General features: G+C 68.6%; 17 protein-coding genes. 2 read left to right on the top strand and 15 right to left on the bottom strand.

The features are described 5' to 3' along the window. Positions 1-60: 60 nt before the first annotated feature. Together AB0J95_RS18650 and AB0J95_RS18655 are read right to left on the bottom strand one after the other, a co-directional pair. Positions 61-930, bottom strand: a complete 870-nt coding sequence (locus AB0J95_RS18650) for an alpha/beta hydrolase (protein WP_364758638.1) — start codon at positions 928-930, stop codon at positions 61-63. 29 nt (positions 931-959) lie between these two features. Beyond that, positions 960-2,165 (bottom strand): GTP-binding protein, encoded by a 1,206-nt coding sequence (locus tag AB0J95_RS18655; RefSeq protein WP_364758641.1) that lies wholly within the window; start codon positions 2,163-2,165, stop codon positions 960-962. A gap of 101 nt (positions 2,166-2,266) precedes the next feature. Here AB0J95_RS18655 and AB0J95_RS18660 point away from each other — a divergent pair, with 101 nt between their 5' ends. After that, a complete protein-coding gene (locus AB0J95_RS18660; RefSeq protein WP_364758644.1) occupies positions 2,267-2,929 on the top strand; it encodes a peptidylprolyl isomerase in 663 nt (220 codons plus the stop codon). A 96-nt stretch (positions 2,930-3,025) separates the two neighbouring features. Here the strand turns inward: AB0J95_RS18660 and AB0J95_RS18665 are convergent, their stop codons facing one another. From AB0J95_RS18665 to AB0J95_RS18700, 8 genes are all read right to left on the bottom strand, one after another. Then, positions 3,026-3,592 (bottom strand): hypothetical protein, encoded by a 567-nt coding sequence (locus tag AB0J95_RS18665; protein ID WP_364758647.1) that lies wholly within the window; start codon positions 3,590-3,592, stop codon positions 3,026-3,028. Positions 3,593-3,660: 68 nt separating this feature from the next. Then, on the bottom strand, positions 3,661-4,488 hold the full coding sequence (locus AB0J95_RS18670; RefSeq protein WP_364758649.1) for a patatin-like phospholipase family protein: 828 nt from the start codon (positions 4,486-4,488) through the stop codon (positions 3,661-3,663). Between the two features lie 78 nt (positions 4,489-4,566). Beyond that, positions 4,567-5,490 (bottom strand): ribonuclease Z, encoded by a 924-nt coding sequence (locus AB0J95_RS18675; RefSeq protein ID WP_364758652.1) that lies wholly within the window; start codon positions 5,488-5,490, stop codon positions 4,567-4,569. Positions 5,491-5,529: 39 nt separating this feature from the next. Continuing rightward, complete coding sequence (locus tag AB0J95_RS18680) at positions 5,530-6,129, bottom strand: GNAT family N-acetyltransferase (RefSeq protein ID WP_364758655.1); 600 nt, start codon at positions 6,127-6,129, stop codon at positions 5,530-5,532. Continuing rightward, on the bottom strand, positions 6,126-7,718 hold the full coding sequence (locus tag AB0J95_RS18685; RefSeq protein ID WP_364758658.1) for an amidohydrolase: 1,593 nt from the start codon (positions 7,716-7,718) through the stop codon (positions 6,126-6,128). Before AB0J95_RS18685 ends, AB0J95_RS18680 begins: the two co-directional genes overlap by 4 nt. Continuing rightward, the gene (locus AB0J95_RS18690) at positions 7,715-8,119 is read right to left on the bottom strand and encodes a thioesterase family protein (protein WP_364758661.1); all 405 of its coding nucleotides are present in this window, start codon (positions 8,117-8,119) and stop codon (positions 7,715-7,717) included. Before AB0J95_RS18690 ends, AB0J95_RS18685 begins: the two co-directional genes overlap by 4 nt. Beyond that, entirely contained in the window at positions 8,116-9,516 is a 1,401-nt protein-coding gene (locus tag AB0J95_RS18695; protein ID WP_364758663.1) for an AMP-binding protein, read from the bottom strand. The genes AB0J95_RS18690 and AB0J95_RS18695 overlap by 4 nt, the downstream gene beginning before the upstream one ends. Continuing rightward, positions 9,509-10,255 (bottom strand): enoyl-CoA hydratase/isomerase family protein, encoded by a 747-nt coding sequence (locus tag AB0J95_RS18700; RefSeq protein ID WP_364758666.1) that lies wholly within the window; start codon positions 10,253-10,255, stop codon positions 9,509-9,511. The genes AB0J95_RS18695 and AB0J95_RS18700 overlap by 8 nt, the downstream gene beginning before the upstream one ends. A gap of 89 nt (positions 10,256-10,344) precedes the next feature. Here AB0J95_RS18700 and AB0J95_RS18705 point away from each other — a divergent pair, with 89 nt between their 5' ends. Beyond that, a complete protein-coding gene (locus AB0J95_RS18705) occupies positions 10,345-10,971 on the top strand; it encodes a TetR/AcrR family transcriptional regulator (RefSeq protein ID WP_364758669.1) in 627 nt (208 codons plus the stop codon). Here AB0J95_RS18705 and AB0J95_RS18710 read toward each other — a convergent pair. The 5 genes from AB0J95_RS18710 to AB0J95_RS18730 are packed head-to-tail and all read right to left on the bottom strand — an operon-like array spanning position 10,946 to position 15,118. Next, a complete protein-coding gene (locus AB0J95_RS18710) occupies positions 10,946-11,584 on the bottom strand; it encodes a TetR/AcrR family transcriptional regulator (protein WP_364758672.1) in 639 nt (212 codons plus the stop codon). The two genes, AB0J95_RS18705 and AB0J95_RS18710, sit on opposite strands and share 26 nt — an antisense overlap. Positions 11,585-11,591: 7 nt before the next feature. After that, complete coding sequence (locus AB0J95_RS18715) at positions 11,592-12,605, bottom strand: PDR/VanB family oxidoreductase (RefSeq protein WP_364758675.1); 1,014 nt, start codon at positions 12,603-12,605, stop codon at positions 11,592-11,594. After that, a complete protein-coding gene (locus AB0J95_RS18720; RefSeq protein ID WP_364758678.1) occupies positions 12,602-13,483 on the bottom strand; it encodes a metal-dependent hydrolase in 882 nt (293 codons plus the stop codon). Before AB0J95_RS18720 ends, AB0J95_RS18715 begins: the two co-directional genes overlap by 4 nt. Before the next feature lie 59 nt (positions 13,484-13,542). Next, complete coding sequence (locus AB0J95_RS18725) at positions 13,543-14,526, bottom strand: zinc-dependent alcohol dehydrogenase family protein (protein WP_364758681.1); 984 nt, start codon at positions 14,524-14,526, stop codon at positions 13,543-13,545. A 16-nt stretch (positions 14,527-14,542) separates the two neighbouring features. Continuing rightward, entirely contained in the window at positions 14,543-15,118 is a 576-nt protein-coding gene (locus AB0J95_RS18730; protein ID WP_364758684.1) for a TetR family transcriptional regulator C-terminal domain-containing protein, read from the bottom strand. Positions 15,119-15,409 lie beyond the last annotated feature (291 nt).

Raw genomic sequence — 15,409 nt, forward strand, 5'->3', positions numbered from 1 at the left:
TTGTTTCACTGATCGACGCAGATCAGTGGCCTTTCCGAGGCTACACCATGTGATCCGGGGTCACGAGGGCAGGAAGTCCAGCAGGGTCTTGGCGAGGTCTTCGGGGGCTTCCTCGGCGACGTGGTGACCGGCGTCGATGATGGTGCCGCGGACGTGCGGGGCCCAGTTGCGCCAGACCTGGACGGGGTCGCCGTACAGGTCGAGCATGTCGTCCTGGCCGGCGGTGATCACGAGGGTCGGGCACTGGACGCGGCGGCCGGCGGCACGGTCGGCGTCGTCGTGTTCGCGGTCGATGCCCAGGCCGGCGCGGTAGTCCTCGAGCATGGCGCGCACGGTGTCGGGGTTGTGGATGGCGCGCTGGAAGTCGGCGAAGTTCTCCTCCCCCAGGCGTTCCGCGGTGTTGCGCGTGCCGACCTTGTACCAGGCGTCGGGATCGGCGTTGATCACGCGTTCCGGGATCTCCGGCTGGGCGAAGAAGAACCAGTGCCACCAGGCCTGCGCGAACTTCGCGTCGCAGCGGGCCAGGTGCTCGCCGATCGGGATCCCGTCCATCACCGCCAGCGCCGTCACGGACTTCGGGTGATCCAGGGCGAGGCGCGTGGCCACGGCAGCACCGCGGTCGTGCCCGCAGACCGAGAACCGGGAGTGGCCCAGCTCGGTCATCAGGTTCACCAGGTCCTGGGCCATCGCTCGCTTGGAGTACGGGGTGTGGTGGGCGTCGGTCGGCGGCTTGCCCGATTCGCCGTAGCCGCGCAGGTCAGGGCAGACGACGGTGTGGTGTTCGGCGAGCAGTGGCGCGACCCGGTGCCAGGTGGTGTGCGTTCTGGGGTGGCCGTGCAACAGCAGAAGTGGCGCGCCCTGGCCGCCATGACGCACCCGCAGTTCCACGTCCCCGACATCGACCCGTGCACACTCGAAGCCCTCGAACACCCGGCCAGGGTTGCGCCGCCGCCGATTTTCTAAACATCCTCGTTCAGCACCGACCGCACCGGCGCGTCCACACAGGGATCCCGGTGCCACTGCCCGAACGGGTCCGGAATCCGCGCCCACGCTGCCGGATCGGCGAGCTCCGCGTCGGTCAGCAACGCCCCGGACAGCGCCTCGGTCAGCTCGTCGGGATGGGCCAGGTGTGACACGATCGTCAGTTCCTGCGCCCGGTCGCCGAACCGCGGATGCCACTCCAGCGAGGCCTTCGCCCGCCGTTCGGCGTCGACTGCGCCCCAATCGTCCACAGTGGCCAGCCACGGACCGCCGGGCGCGACACGCAGGCCGCCGCCCGCGGACTCCAGCCAGAGCGCCACATCCGGCTGGCTCGCCACCCAGAACCGTCCCCGGGCCCGCACCACGCCCTCCAGCAGCACGTCCATCGCCGCGTGCAGGCGGACCGGGTGGAACGGCCGACGCTCGCGGAACACCGTCAACGACACCCCACAGTCGGACTCCAGCGGCGGTTGCCCGCGCAGCAACGGATCGAACCACGAGTCCTCCCGCCCACGCCGGGCATCGGCGGGCACGCGGGACATCGGATCGTCGGTCTCGGCGAACGTCACCATCGTGGCCAGCGGGGCGATCCGGCGCAGCACAGCGGCCGTGCGCGCCCCGGTCCACGCGTCGCCGCCGGAGTCGAACAACACCACCGAGTCGGCGAACTCCACCTGCCGGACCGCGACCTCCGCGAGCGTCCGTTCGTCGTCCTCGGCCACGCCGAACCCGCGCTCGGCCAGCTCGGCGTCCCCGGTGGCCTGGGAAAGCCAGTCGGCCAGGTCGATCACGGTCACCACACCGTCCACATAGGTCTCGGTGACCGGTTCGCCGTCGATGAGAATGTGGTTGATGGCCCAGCACACCGACTCCGGCGTGACGGTGGGGTCGAGGTGGACGACGATCCGCTGGACCTCGGCCCGGCCCGACAGGCTGCGCAGCAAGGGCAGCAGGTCCTCCCGCAGCGTGCACGACACGCAGCCGTGCACCAGGGTGATCTGCCGGATGTCCTCCTCGCCGCGCCAGCGCAGCCTGCGCGTGACCACGCCGTCGCGGATTCTCCGCAGGTCGTGGTGCACGACCACGGTGCCCGGCCGGGCCCGCAGCATCCTCATCGCGACCGCCTCCACCGGCCGTCGCGGCAACCCACCCACCAGCACCACTGGAACCCGTCCGTCGCTCACATCCGGCACGCTACCTCATATGAAAATGATTGTCATCTTCTCTAACACTGTTAGAGAGTTGGTGATTCCCAAGCCGCCGAGCGCTGTCGTAAGGTGCCGACATGAAGCCTCGCTGGGTGTTAGCCGCAGTCGCCGCCGTTTTCGCCACCACGCTCGCCGCGAGCCCGGTACAGGCCAGCTCCGCAACGCCGATCGTGCACTGCGACTTCACCCCGACCGGCCCGGACAACCCGGCCGCCCGCCCGGTGGTGCCGCCGATCCCGTACGCGCTGACCATCGGCAAAGCCCGCATCACCTTCAAGACCAACTACGGCCCGGTGACCGTGGAGCTCAACCGCGCCGGGGCCGCGCCTTGCGCCGTGCACAACATGATCAGCCTGGTGGCGCAGCGCTTCTACAACCACAGCCAGTGTTTCCGGCTCACCAACTCCAGCCGCCTGGGCGTGCTGCAGTGCGGTGACCTGATCGAGGTGGAGAAGGGCGGGCCGGGCTACAAGTTCCCGGACGAGGTCACCGGCCAGGAGACCTACCCGCGCGGCACGTTCGCCATGGGCAACCAGGGCCCGGGCACCAACGGCAGCGAGTTCTTCATCGTCCACTCCTTCGCCAACATCCCGCCGGCCTACTCGGTGATGGGCAAGGTCGTGCGCGGCATGGACGCCCTGGACCGGATCGTCGCGGCCGGCATCATCCCGAGCGAGCGCGGCCCGCTGGACGGCGCGCCCGCCAAGCCGGTCCGCATCGAGAGGGTCACGTTCGGCTGATCCCTACGAAACCCGGCGGGCGCGACTTTAGCCTTTAGTACACCTTGATATGCGCATGGCTGACCAGTGGCTCAGCCGGGTTGCCCACTCCGGGCCTTAAGGCTTCAGCCCAATCCGCTGACAAGCCTGGTCGAAAGCCAGACGCAGATGCTCGGCAACCATCAGTTCCACTGGTCTGGGACCGGTGGAGCCAACGCCAACCCCCTCGACCGACTGCTCTACCAGCTTGACGAAATCCCCGGCTACGGTCAGAGCATCAGTCGCCATGGTGGTCATTGCTTGACTGCCGAGTTCAAACTGTTGGAGATCCGCTAGGTCCGCCGGAACACGCGAGCGTCCGAAATGGACAACGTACTTGCTGGCGACGTCCCAATACGTCCTCAACCTGTCGGCTTCATCCGAGGACGGCGTCGTCCACAACACTCCAAAGTCAGTCGGCCGGAGGTCTCGGGACTGTGAACCCTTGACAAAGAACTCCGCCAGAAGACGAATATGGACATAGAACGCATCGATCATGGCACTGGCGCACACAAGGTGACCCGCATCGACTGCAGAGTTGTAGCTCACAGCGAACTCGGTGATCTTCTGCATCGAGTAGGTCACCTGGTAAGCGCGTCGCATCGGCTCGGACGCGATGCGCTCCTGGTACGTTGGAGCGTTCACGCTTGCAAAGCGTACTCGTCCTCTACCTACACGCGCGAGCGGACTACAGACCGAACCGTCTGGACCCACTAGGAAAGGACGGTGCGGGCACCCTGGGCGCGGCCCGCGTTCGCCGCCGGCGTGCGGGTGGCCGGGTCGAGGGGGTTGAGACCGATCGCCGCCTTCGACGCCTCGTCCGGCTCGATCACGGTCACCTCCGCCCCGGCGGCCCGCAGACCGGCCACCACGTCCGCGAACGGAACCTCCGACGGCCACAGCGGCTGTGTGCCCAGCGGCACCAGGATCACGACCCTCGAAGCGCCCTCGGCGAGATCCGCGTTGTCCGCTGTCCGCACACCACCGTCGACGTAGCGCCGCCCGTCGATCTCCACCGCGGGCCACACCCCGGGCACGGCACAGCTCGCCGCCACGGCGTCGACGAGTTCGACGCCCGAGTCCTTGTCGAACACCCGCATTTCACCGGTGTCCGCTTCCACTGCGACGATCCGCAGGGACTGCTCCGGCCACTCGTGCGACGGCAGCCGGTCGGCGATCACCGCGCGGCGCCTCGCGGGCTCGACGGTCTCAGCGTCCAGTGCGAACCGGGCGAACCGGCGCCGCATCTCGGCCGGGTCGGTCACACCGGCCAGCAGGGTGCCCAGTTTGGCGGCGTACTCCTCCATGTTGACGTCGACGCCGATCTCGGCGGTCTGCTTGGCCGGATCGGCCTGGCGCTGGAAAAGCTCCTCGAGGCTCAGGCCGCTGCGCAGCTGGGTGGCCACAACGGACCCGGCGGAGGTTCCGATGATGTCGTCGGCGCCGCTGAGGTCCTGGCCGTTGTCCGCCAGACCGGCCAGCACGCCGGTCATCCACGCGATTCCCGCGACCCCACCGCCGCCGAGCACCACCGTCGTCACAGTCTCACCACCACATCGAGAAGTTAGTTCAGGTAAGCAACAATACCGAAAAGGACAGTCCGCGGACCACACACCTCGCTACGAGGTCGCCGCGGTGCGGCGCTTGGGCACCGGGATGCGCAGGAGGTCCTCGGCGACGACGACCTGCCCGTCGAAAATCTCCCGCGCCTCCTCCAGGAACTTCGAGCCGTCCGGGTAGCGCTGGGAGAAGTGCGTGAGCACCAGCAGCCGCACGCCGCAGTCGGCGGCGACCCGCGCGGCCTGCGCCGCGGTCAGGTGCCCGTAGTCCTTGGCGAGGGTGGCGTCCTCCTCGAGGAAGGTCGACTCGATCACCAGCATGTCCACGCCGTCGGCCAGTTCGAACACCGAGTCGCACAGCCGGGTGTCCATGACGAACGCGAACCGCTGGCCACGCCTGGGCACGCTGACGTCCTCGAGCCGCACCTCCCGGCCGGGCAGCGCCCCATTGCGTTGCAGCGCACCGACATCCGGGCCGGCCACGCCGTACTCGCGCAGCTTCTCCGGCACCATCTGGCGGCTGTCCGGTTCCACCAGGCGATAACCGAACGCCTCGACGCCGTGGTCGAGCCGTCTGGCTTCCAGCACACCGAACGGGCCACGCGCGATCTCACCGTTGGCCGCGATGGGGAACTCGCGCAGATCGGCCGACTCGTAGAACTGGGTGGCGTGCCGCAGCCGGCCGAAGAAATGTTCCCCGGATGCCGGAAAATGCGCGGACACGACGTGGTCGACGCGATCGAGCGAGAGCCGTTGCACGATTCCCGGCACACCAAGGCAATGGTCGCCGTGGAAATGCGTGATGCACAGCCGGTCGATGTCGTTCGCGGCGATCCCGGCCATCAGCATCTGTCGTTGCGTGCCCTCGCCCGGGTCGAAGAGGATTCCCTCACCGTCCCAGCGCAGCAGGTAGCCGTTGTGGTTCCGGTGCCTCGTGGGCACCTGGCTCGCGGTTCCGAGCACCACCAGTTCACGGTTCGACACAAGAGAACCGTACCGGCTCAGCTCGGGATTTTTCGCGCCCTAGAACGTATTTTGCCGCAAAGTCTTGCGTACCACCGGATTTTCCGGGTCGAGCCCGTACCGGTGGCGGTAGACCGCGAGCACGACATCGCGCAGGTCACCGCCGTGGATCCGGGTGGTCTCCACCGCCAGGTCGGCGGCCATGAGCAGCAGCGGATGCTCCTCCTCGCCGTGCGGCGGTGTGTAGCCCTTGACCGGCAACAGTTGGGCGCCCAGCCGCGTGTAGAACCCGATACGCCGCCGCCTGATCCCGGCTTCCGCCGGGTCATCGGTCCGGGCCGGGTCCTCCACGTCGAAAACGATCCTGGTGTGCCCGGCGTCCCGCATCGCCTGGGTCAGCAGTTTCCACAACCGCGCGCCGACCCCGTCGCCGCGGCGTTCCGCGGCCACGACGAAGTAACGCAGAAAGACCCAGCCGGTCGGGCCGAGTTCCCGCAGCACCGCCATTCCGTGCGGCCGCGGATCGGCCAGCACGAGAACGCTGTCCCGCAGCAGGTCGTCGAAGGGCGAGCGCAGGCGTTCGTCGAAACTCTGTTCGTAGATCGCGCGCAGATCGTCGCGGGCGCCCGGGCCGAGGGTGTCGGCGGAGACCAGGTTCACCGGAACACCCCGCCCACCATGGTCCGCAGCACCTGGATGTCCTTGATCGCGGCCGGGTCGACGGTCGCCGGGTTGCCCGAAAGCACGACGAGGTCGGCAAGCTTGCCTGGGGTCAGCGTGCCCTTGCGGTCCTCCTGGCCGCTCGCGTACGCGGAGCCGTAGGTGAACGCGCGCAACGCTTCCAGCCCGGTCGCGGCCTCGCCGGGGTTGAACGGCACGCCGGACGCGGTGATCTGGTTGACCATGTCGTGCATGCCCAGCAGGGGTGCGCCGTTGACCACCGGCCGGTCGGAGCTGCCGGGCACGACGATGCCCGCGTCGAGCAGGCTGCGGTGCCGGTACGCGCCTTTCGCCCGGTCCGGGCCCAGCGCCTTGAGCATGCCGTCGCCGATCTCGTTGACGAACCTGCCTTGCGGCACCGGGACGACGTTGAGCTCGGCCGCCCTGGCGACCTGATCGGGCCGTGCGACGCCGAAATGTTCGATCCGGTGCCGCGGGTCGGTGCGGGGATGGCGTTTCGCGGCGGCTTCGTACGCGTCGAGCACGAGGTCGATGGCCGCGTCGCCGACCGCGTGCGTGGCCACCCGCCAGCCGGAGCGGTGCGCGTTCACGATCTGGTCGACCAGGATCTTGGCGTCGTTCTGCAGGAAACCGCGATTGCCGGGGCTGTCGGCGAAGTCCTGGGTCATCGCCGCGGTCCGGCCGATCAGCGAGCCGTCGGAGAAGATCTTGACCGGGCCGATCCGCAGCCAGTCGTCGCCGATCCCGGTGCGCAGACCGAGGTCCAGGCCGAGCACGACGTCGTCGTCCGCGTGGCCGGTCAGCTCGTGCAGGGCGTCGATGGCCACCATCAGCTCGACCCGGACGTGGAGTCTGCCCAGGTCCCGCGCTTTCTGGTACGCGGCGAACTCGATCGGGCTCTTGCCGATCCAGCCGCCGCCGATGCCCGCCTCGACCACGCTGGTGATGCCTTCGCGCAGGTAGTGCTGTCCGGCGATGTCGATCGCGGCCACGAGGGTGTCGATCGAGTACGGCAGCACGAGCGGACTGACCAGCTGCTGAGCGCGTTCCTGCAGCAGACCGGTCGGCCGGCCTTGCTCGTCGGTCACGACCAGGCCGCCTTCGACGTCCTTCGCGGCGTTCGCGAGCCCGAGCTCCCGCAGGACCGGGGTGTTGACCACGCACATGTGCCCGGAGGTGTGCTTGAGCCAGACCTTCCGGCCGGGTGCGGCCCGGTCGAGGCCGTCGCGGGTGGGGTGGCCGCCGGTCTTGTTCTGGTCGTAGCCCGCGCCGACGATCCACTCGCCCTCGGCGGCTTCCTGTGCGCGGGCGCGGATGCGCGCGTACAGCTGGTCCAGGCTGCCGACCTTCAGGTCCACTTCGGACTGTGTCAGCCCGTACCAGGCCATGTGGTTGTGGGCGTCGTGGAACCCGGGCGTGACGGTGGCGCCACCGAGGTCGATGGTCCGTCTCGCCGGAACCTCTTCCAGGGCGACGATCCGGTCGCCGAGGATGGCGACGTGCCTGGCGTCGGGGCCGTCGAGGGTGACGACTTCGGCGTTGGTCAGCAACAGGTCGGCTTGGATCATCTCTGCAGCTCCGCGAACATCTCCCGGTACCAGGGACTCCACGGCACGGGTCTGCCGGTCTCCCGGTCCACCTTGACGATCACGCGATGGCCGTGGGCGTACGTTGTCTCGTCGCCGCACCGGAACCCGTACACCGCGCTGGTGGTCCCGATCTTGTCGGCGGTGATCTCCACCCGCATCGGCCCGGGCCCCGTCACCGCGTTGAGGAACTCCACGTGCAGTTCCCGTACCACGTAATGCAGATCGGGGTCGCGGTCGGCGAACCTGGTCCACTGCTTGCCCAGCCGCTCGAACAACGCCGACTGGGCCCGTTCGACGTGCAGGGCGAACCGGGCGTTGTGCAGGGTGCCGTTGAGGTCCAGCTCGTCGAAGTAGACCTGGCTGTCCCAGCTGAAGCTCACGGCACGCTCCGGTCGAGCAGGTGCTTGGCGACGCGTTCGGACGGCGTGCGCGGCAGGTCGTCGGTGAATTCCCAGTAGCGCGGCACTTTGAAGCCCGCGAGCCGTTGTGCGCAGTGGTCTGCCAGCTCCTGCTGGGTCGCCGTGCCGACGATGAACGCCTTGACCTCCTCGCCGCGGATCTCGTCCGGGACGCCGATCACCGCGGCCAGCCGGACCCCCGAGTGGCTCATCAGCACGCCCTCGACCTCGTGCGCGGCGATGTTCTCGCCGCTGCGCCGGATCATGTCCTTGCTGCGGCCCAGGTGGTAGATCCGGCCCTGCTCGTCCATCCGGGCCAGGTCCCCGGTGCGGAACCAGCCGTCCTCGAACACATCCGGCAGCCCGAGGTAGCCGTCCATCATCCCGGGCCCGCTCAGCAGCAGCTCGCCGTCGACGATCTTGGCTTCGCGGTGCGGCATCGGCCGCCCCAGGCACCCGGTGCCCACCAGCTCGTCATGGTCCTCGTCGGTGACCCGGATGTCGGCGCCGGTCTCGGTCATCCCGAACGCCTCGTACCAGCCGACACCCCACCGGTCCTCGAGCTCGCGGTGCTTGCCGGGCGGGATCGCCGAGCACTGCACCACGCGCACGCGGTGGTCTTTGTCCTTGGCGTCGGGCGGCATCTTGAGCAGCAAGGTGGGCATCGCGCCGAGGCAGTAGAAGTAGGTCACCCGATGCTCGCGGACCTTGGCCCAGAAGCCGGACGGGTGAAACCCGTCCAGCACAACAAGCTCCGCGCCGCTCAGCAGCGCGGCGACGACGTTCCACTGTGGATCGATGTAGTGGAACGGTTGCGCGGTCAGCATCACGTCACGTTCGGTGAGCCGAGGGAAGTTCTCCACCAGGCTACCGGCGAGTTCCATCCAGTACCGGTGCGACAGAACGCATCCCTTCGGATCGCCTGTCGTCCCCGAGGTGTACTGCACGTTCACAGTGTCCGCGGGGCCTACCGGTTGCTGTTCGAAGCCAGGCAACGACTCCAGATCCTCCACAAAGGACACTACCGGCACGCCGACCTCGGCGAGCAGCGGTTCGAACTCCCGTTCCGCCACAACGGTCTTCACGCCCCGCAGCACGAACTCCGCGTCCACACTCCGGTACTTCACGTTGACCGGCACCATGGCGGCACCTAACTTCACCAAAGCCAGCCACACCAACGGAAACTCGGGCCGGTTGCGAATCATGACGCCGACCCGGTCCCCAGCGCCGACCCCAAGCTCCCGCAGGAACTGGGCATATCCGGACGAAAGCTCGTCGACCTCCAGGAACGTGTACCGCAGCCCCGGATCGAACGTCCAGGCAACCCGCTCCGGCCACAACCGCACCGCCCGCCCCACAACTTCGACCAGGTCACGCATTGCCGAACTCCTCGCGCGGCTTGGTGTTCTCGCCGGACACGCTGGTCAGGAGCGCGTGCTGCACCTCGGTGGCCAAGGCTTGCTCCAGGTTCGCGTCCGTGCCCAGATCCAGCACCTGTTTCGCCAGGCTCGCGGCAACCGGCGGTCTCGCAACGATCTCCTCCGCGATCGACAGTGCGGCGCCGAGGTGCTCCCCGTCCGGAGCCACCCGGTTGATCAACCCCCACGACAACGCCTGCGAAGCACCGAAACGCTCCCCAAGCAGCAGCAGCTCCTTGGCCCGCGGCAACCCGACGACCCGCGGCAGCAGCGCCGAGATCCCACCGGTGACGCTGAGCCCCACCCCGACCTCGGGGAACCCGAACTGCGCCGACGCCGAGGCCACGATCAGGTCGCAGCCCAGCGCGAACTCGCAGCCGGCACCGAGCGCGTACCCGTGCACGGCGGAGATCACGATCCCCGGGAACCGCCGCACCGCCAGCGTCACGTCCTGGAGCGACCACAGCCGCGCCTGGGTCTGCGCCAGGGTCTCGGCCGGAACGGGCTCTTTCAGGTCATGCCCAGCACAAAACGCCCGCCCCCGCCCGGCGAGCACGACAGCGCGCGCCCCGCCGGAAGCGGCCCGCTCAAAGCCCGCCAAAAGGCCCTCGACCAGTGCGGGCACCACGGCGTTGAGCCGCTCCGGCCGGTTGAGGTGGATCTGCGCGATCCCGTCGGCGCAGGTGTAGTCGACTGTCACTCGCTCGCTCCCGTACGGTTCGATCGATCGATCGATAGACTCGACACTAGGTCTGGGCTACCGTGCGGTCAAGAGAGCAGGAGCACAGTGTGACCACGGAGCAACGAGTCCGCCAGGCGGCGCTGGAACTGTTCGCGGCGCGGGGCTTCCACGGCACCGGGATCCGCGACCTGGCCGTGTCCGCCGGCCTGTCCTCGGCGACCCTGTACCACTACATGGGTACCAAGGAGGACCTGCTCGTCGCGATCATGCGGGAGAGCCTGACCAGGCTGAACCGCGCGGCGGCCAGGATCGCCGAGACCGAGGACGCACAAGATCGCCTCGCCAAGCTCGTCGCCCTGCACGTGATGACCCACGCGGTCCAGCAGCTGGAGACCCGCGTGGTCGACAACGAGATGCGCGCGCTGTCTCCCCAGCCGCGCAAGGAGATCCTCAAGCTGCGCGACGAGTACGAGGCGTTCTGGCAGCAGGCCATTGAGAACGGTTGCGCACAGCGGAGGTTCCACACGAACGCGCCGGGAGTCGCACGGCTGGCGCTGCTGGAGATGTGCGGCGGGATCTCGCGCTGGTACTCCCCCGACGGCCCGCTGAGCCTCGACGACATCGTCCTGCACTACATCGACATGGCCCTCGGCATGCTGCACGCCCAGCCCGAGCCGGGCCAACGAGTGGTCAACGAGGTCGCCGGGCTCATCGCTGAGATATGGCCTCAGTGACCACCTTCGCGACCGCCGGATCGCGGGCCGCGGTCACCGAGACCATGGCGACGAGCTGGTCCACCAGCCAGTCCTCCAGTTCGGCGCGCGGCAGGTTCCGTTCCTGCAACCAGGTCAACGTCGTCCCCTCGACCACGGCGGTCCAGCAGTTCAACGTCAGCAACGCCAGCGGCGTCGGATCGGTGACACCGGTGCGCGACAGGATCTCGGCCACCGCGTGCCGCCGGACGTCGTCCACCACGGCGCCCGTTTCCGCGGTTGCCACAACGGATCCACCACGCAGCAACGCCACGAACGCCGTCTCGTGCGCCTCGGCGAACGCGATGAACTCCCCGATCAGCGATCGCAACTGCTCCAGCAGCGTGCCCTCGCAGGGCGCGGCGAACCGGGCGATCAGCCCGTCCGCGGCGAACCGCAGCGACGCGAGGTAGATCTCGGCCGGGCTGGAGAAGTACCGGTACAGCAGCGCCCGCGACACGTCGGCGGCCGCCGCGATGTCGTCGATGGACACCTGCTCGTACGGGCGGCGGCCGTAGAGCTCGATCGCCGCCGCCAGCAGGTGCTGGCGCCGCTGCTCGGGCGCCATCCGTCGGGGGGTCCTCACCAGGGTCATCTTGGCATCACAGGTCCAGCACCACACGACCGTCCCTGGCCCGCGACACGCAGATCGACATCATCCCGTCCTCGCGCTGCTCGTCGACCTCGCCGTCCAGCACCCGGACCCGGCACGTTCCGCAGAACCCCTGGCGGCAGGAGTACCCGATCGACGGGACGGCCTCCCGGATGACCTCCAGCGCCGACCGGTCCGGCGGGACGTCCAGCACGAGCCCGCGCCGCCGCAGTTCCACTGTGAACGGACGACCGTCGCGAATGGGCGGTGGCGAGAACCTCTCGTAGTGCAAACCGAACGGCCGGTCCACGCGCACGCCCGCGATCATCGGCGGCGGCCCACAGCAGTAGACATGGGTGTCCGGCAAGGCTTTCGTCAGCAATTCGGCCCCACTGACCGGTACGCCGAACTCGTCGTCCGGCCGGATCCACACCCGGTCTGGGTCGAGCTCGGCGATCTCGTCCAGGAACGGCATCGACTCCCGCGACCGTCCGCAGTAGACGAGATGCCAGTCGTCATCTGTCACCGCCTTGACCATCGGCAGGATGGCAGTGATGCCTATCCCGCCGGCTATGAACAGATAACGTCGTCTGTCAATCAACGGGAAGGCGTTGCGCGGGCCCCTCACTCGCACAACGTCCCCCTCGGCCAACCGGTGCACCTCCTGTGACCCACTGCCGAGCCTGCGGACCGCGATCCGGTAGGTGAACCGGTCGTCCGGGTCGCCGCACAAGGAGTACTGCCGAACGGTCCCGGATGGGAGCTCCAGGTCGATGTGACAGCCGGGCTGCCAGGCGGGCAGTGGCCCCCAGTCAGGCGCCGACAGACGGAGACTGACAACATCCTCGGCCTCAACGACTGTCTGTCTGACAATGGTTGCGATCTGCCGATCGTTGACCGGACGGACCGGCGGCTCGGACTTCAGCAGGCCCGTGACGACCTCGAACGCCGTCAACGCCTTGGTCGCGAAGCCCCACGACCGGTCCGCGCGGGGCCGGCCGTAGAGGTCGGGCGGGAGGTTCACTGCCCGGCGGCCAGCGCGGCCGGGGAACTGGCCAGGTAGGCGACCGCCTGACTGGTCGAGCCCTCCTGGGACGGGTGGTACGAGCGGCGGAAGTACGTCATCACCGCCCGCCGGACCTGCCCCGGACTCGGTGTGAGACCACGCTTTCCGGTCCGCACGAGATCACGCCAGCGCGGCTTCGCCGTGGTACGCGGGTCGTTGGCCATCAGGAACCGCACACCCCGGCTCCACTGCCAGAGCAGGAACGGCACCGCGACCGCCATCGCCGACACCCTTGTGGCGAACCGCCCGTCGACGTGCATGAACAGGTCGAACGCGACCGACCGGTGCTCGACCTCCTCGGCGCCGTGCCAGCGCAGCAGGTCGAGCATGGTCGGGTCGGCCCCGGCCCGGTCCAGCGCGTGCGAGTCGAGCACCCACTGGCCGAGGAACGCGGTCACATGCTCGACCGCGGCGATCACCGCGAGCCGGGAGACCAGCCATCTCCGCCCGCCGTCCGGCCGGTCCAGCCGGTGCCGGAAGAACCACTCGAGCTGGCGGACATACGGAGCCGGGTTCAGGCCCTGGCGTTCGAGGTGGTCCTGCGCGCCCTGGTGGGCCGACGCGTGCATCGCCTCCTGGCCGATGAACCCGACCACCTCCTCCCGCAGCCGCTCGTCGGTGACCAGCGGCAACGCCTCCTTGAACACCTCGACGAACCACCGCTCGCCCTCCGGCAGCAGCAGGTGCATCACGTTGAAGACGTGCGTCGCGAACGGCTCGCCCGGGATCCAGTGCGGCGCCAGGCCGTCCCAGTCGAACCGCACGTCCCGCGGCCGCAGCACCAGGTTCTCCGGCTCGTCCACCAGCCACCTCCCCGTTGAGAGACTGAATGTCATGATAGACAAACTGTCAACAACGGCAAGAGGGCGGTGCTGCCACCGCCCTCCCGGGACGCTCAGAACTGGAAGAGGACCTTGCCGGTGCGGCCGGGACGCTGGGCGTGCGCGAACGCGTCCTGGAACTTCTCCAGCGGATAGGTCGCCTCGACGGCGGCCTTCAGCTCGCCCTTGTCCACAAGGGACGCGAGGTGGTGGTAGGCCTGCTCGACCTCGGCACGCGGGGCGTTGCGGACCCAGTTGATCAGCCACATTCCCTTGTGGACGATCTCGCCGTAGACGAAGTTGCCGATCGGCAGCGGGGCGACCTCGCCGGTCTGCGACGAGTAGCTGACGACCGTGCCGCCGAAGTCCAGGGACTTGGCCAGCTCACCTGCGGTCGCGTCGCCGGCGCCGTCCAGTACGGCCTTGAGCTTGGTGTCGCCGAGGACCGCGGCGATCCGGTCGCCGAGGTTCTCACCGTCCACAATCACCACATTCGCGCCCAGAGCCTCAAGTCCGGCAACGGCTTCCGCGCGGCGGACGACGCTCAACGTCCTGATCCCGGCCAGCTTGGCCAGTTTGATCACGTACTGGCCGACCGCGGAGTTGCCCAGGTTCTGGCCGATCCACTCGCCCGGCTTGACGTCGATGTACTTGTGCAGCAACAGGTACGCGGTCGCCGGGTTGATCGGCAGCATGGCCAGCTGCGCGGCGTCGGCCGAGTCCGGCACGACGACGGTGTTGCGGGCCGGGACGACGATCCGGTCGGCCCAGGTGCCCTGCTCGTAGGTGGGCAGGATGATCACGCGGCGGCCCACCAGGTCCTGGTGCGCGGCGGACCCGGCCTCGATCACCCGGCCGACCCCCTCCGACCCCAAGGCGTACGGCAGGTCGGCCGGGTAGAACCCGTACCAGCCGTTGGCCAGCAGGAAGTCCGCCGGGTTGATGGTCGCGGCCTCGGTGGCGACCAGCACATCATCGGCGCCCAAGGGCTGAGAACCGTTGTCCTCCAACGTGATCCCGCTGATGTCGCCCACCGCGTGCAGCATGATGCGGCTCATTGTCGTTGTCTCCTCATCAACTCAACGCCAACAGGATGCCGAAGACGTGCGCGAAGAAGGAGTCGAACCCGGCGGCGCTCTTCTCGGCCTTGACCCGCAGGATGGAGCCTTCCCACGCGTCGAGGATGAACCGCCCGGCCTGCTCGGCGTCCAGCCCGGCCGGCACCTCACCGGTTTCCTGGGCGGCCCGGATGAACACCGCGATCTCCGCGGCCCACCCGGCCAGGCTGGCCTGGACCTGGGCGCGGATCGGGAGGCTGTGGTCGGCCGCCTCCTCGCCCATGTTGCCGATCAGGCAGCCCCGGGTGAACCCGTTGGCCTCGATCAGCTCCCGCTGCGCGGTGAACCGGTCGCGCAGCTGGTCGAGCACCGGCAACCCCGGATCGACGCCCTCCCACTGCGACTGCTCGGTGTACCGGGCCACCGCCGCCGCCCCAAGATCCTCCTTGGACCGGAAGTGGTTGTAGAACGACCCCTTCGGCACACCCGCGGCCTTCGTGATGGTCTCGACCGAGCACCCGTTGTACCCACCCCGATGAAACTCCACCACCGCCGCATCCACGATCTTCTCCCGCACACTCACCCTCGGCATGTCTCCAATGTGACCGGTCGTCTTAGCCTTGTCAAGTGGATGGGCGGAGGTGGGGTGGAAGGAGGGCGGTGATCAGGGTATTCCCAGGTCAGGGTGGCGAAGTGATGTCGGTCTGCGGCATCACTGCGGCTGTGCCACGTCGGCCTCCCGCCGCTCGGACCGAGCCCGGCCATCCGGTTCAGGTCAGCCGCGAAGGGACGGCCAGAACTGGGTGGGTGTCCGTCTCGACCACCCCGAATCAAGCCCGGGCGGCAGAACGGCGCAGACCGGGTCGGGGGCGCAGTGATGTCG

Source organism: Actinocrispum sp. NPDC049592 (genome assembly GCF_040675465.1).
Taxonomy (GTDB): domain Bacteria; phylum Actinomycetota; class Actinomycetes; order Mycobacteriales; family Pseudonocardiaceae; genus Kibdelosporangium.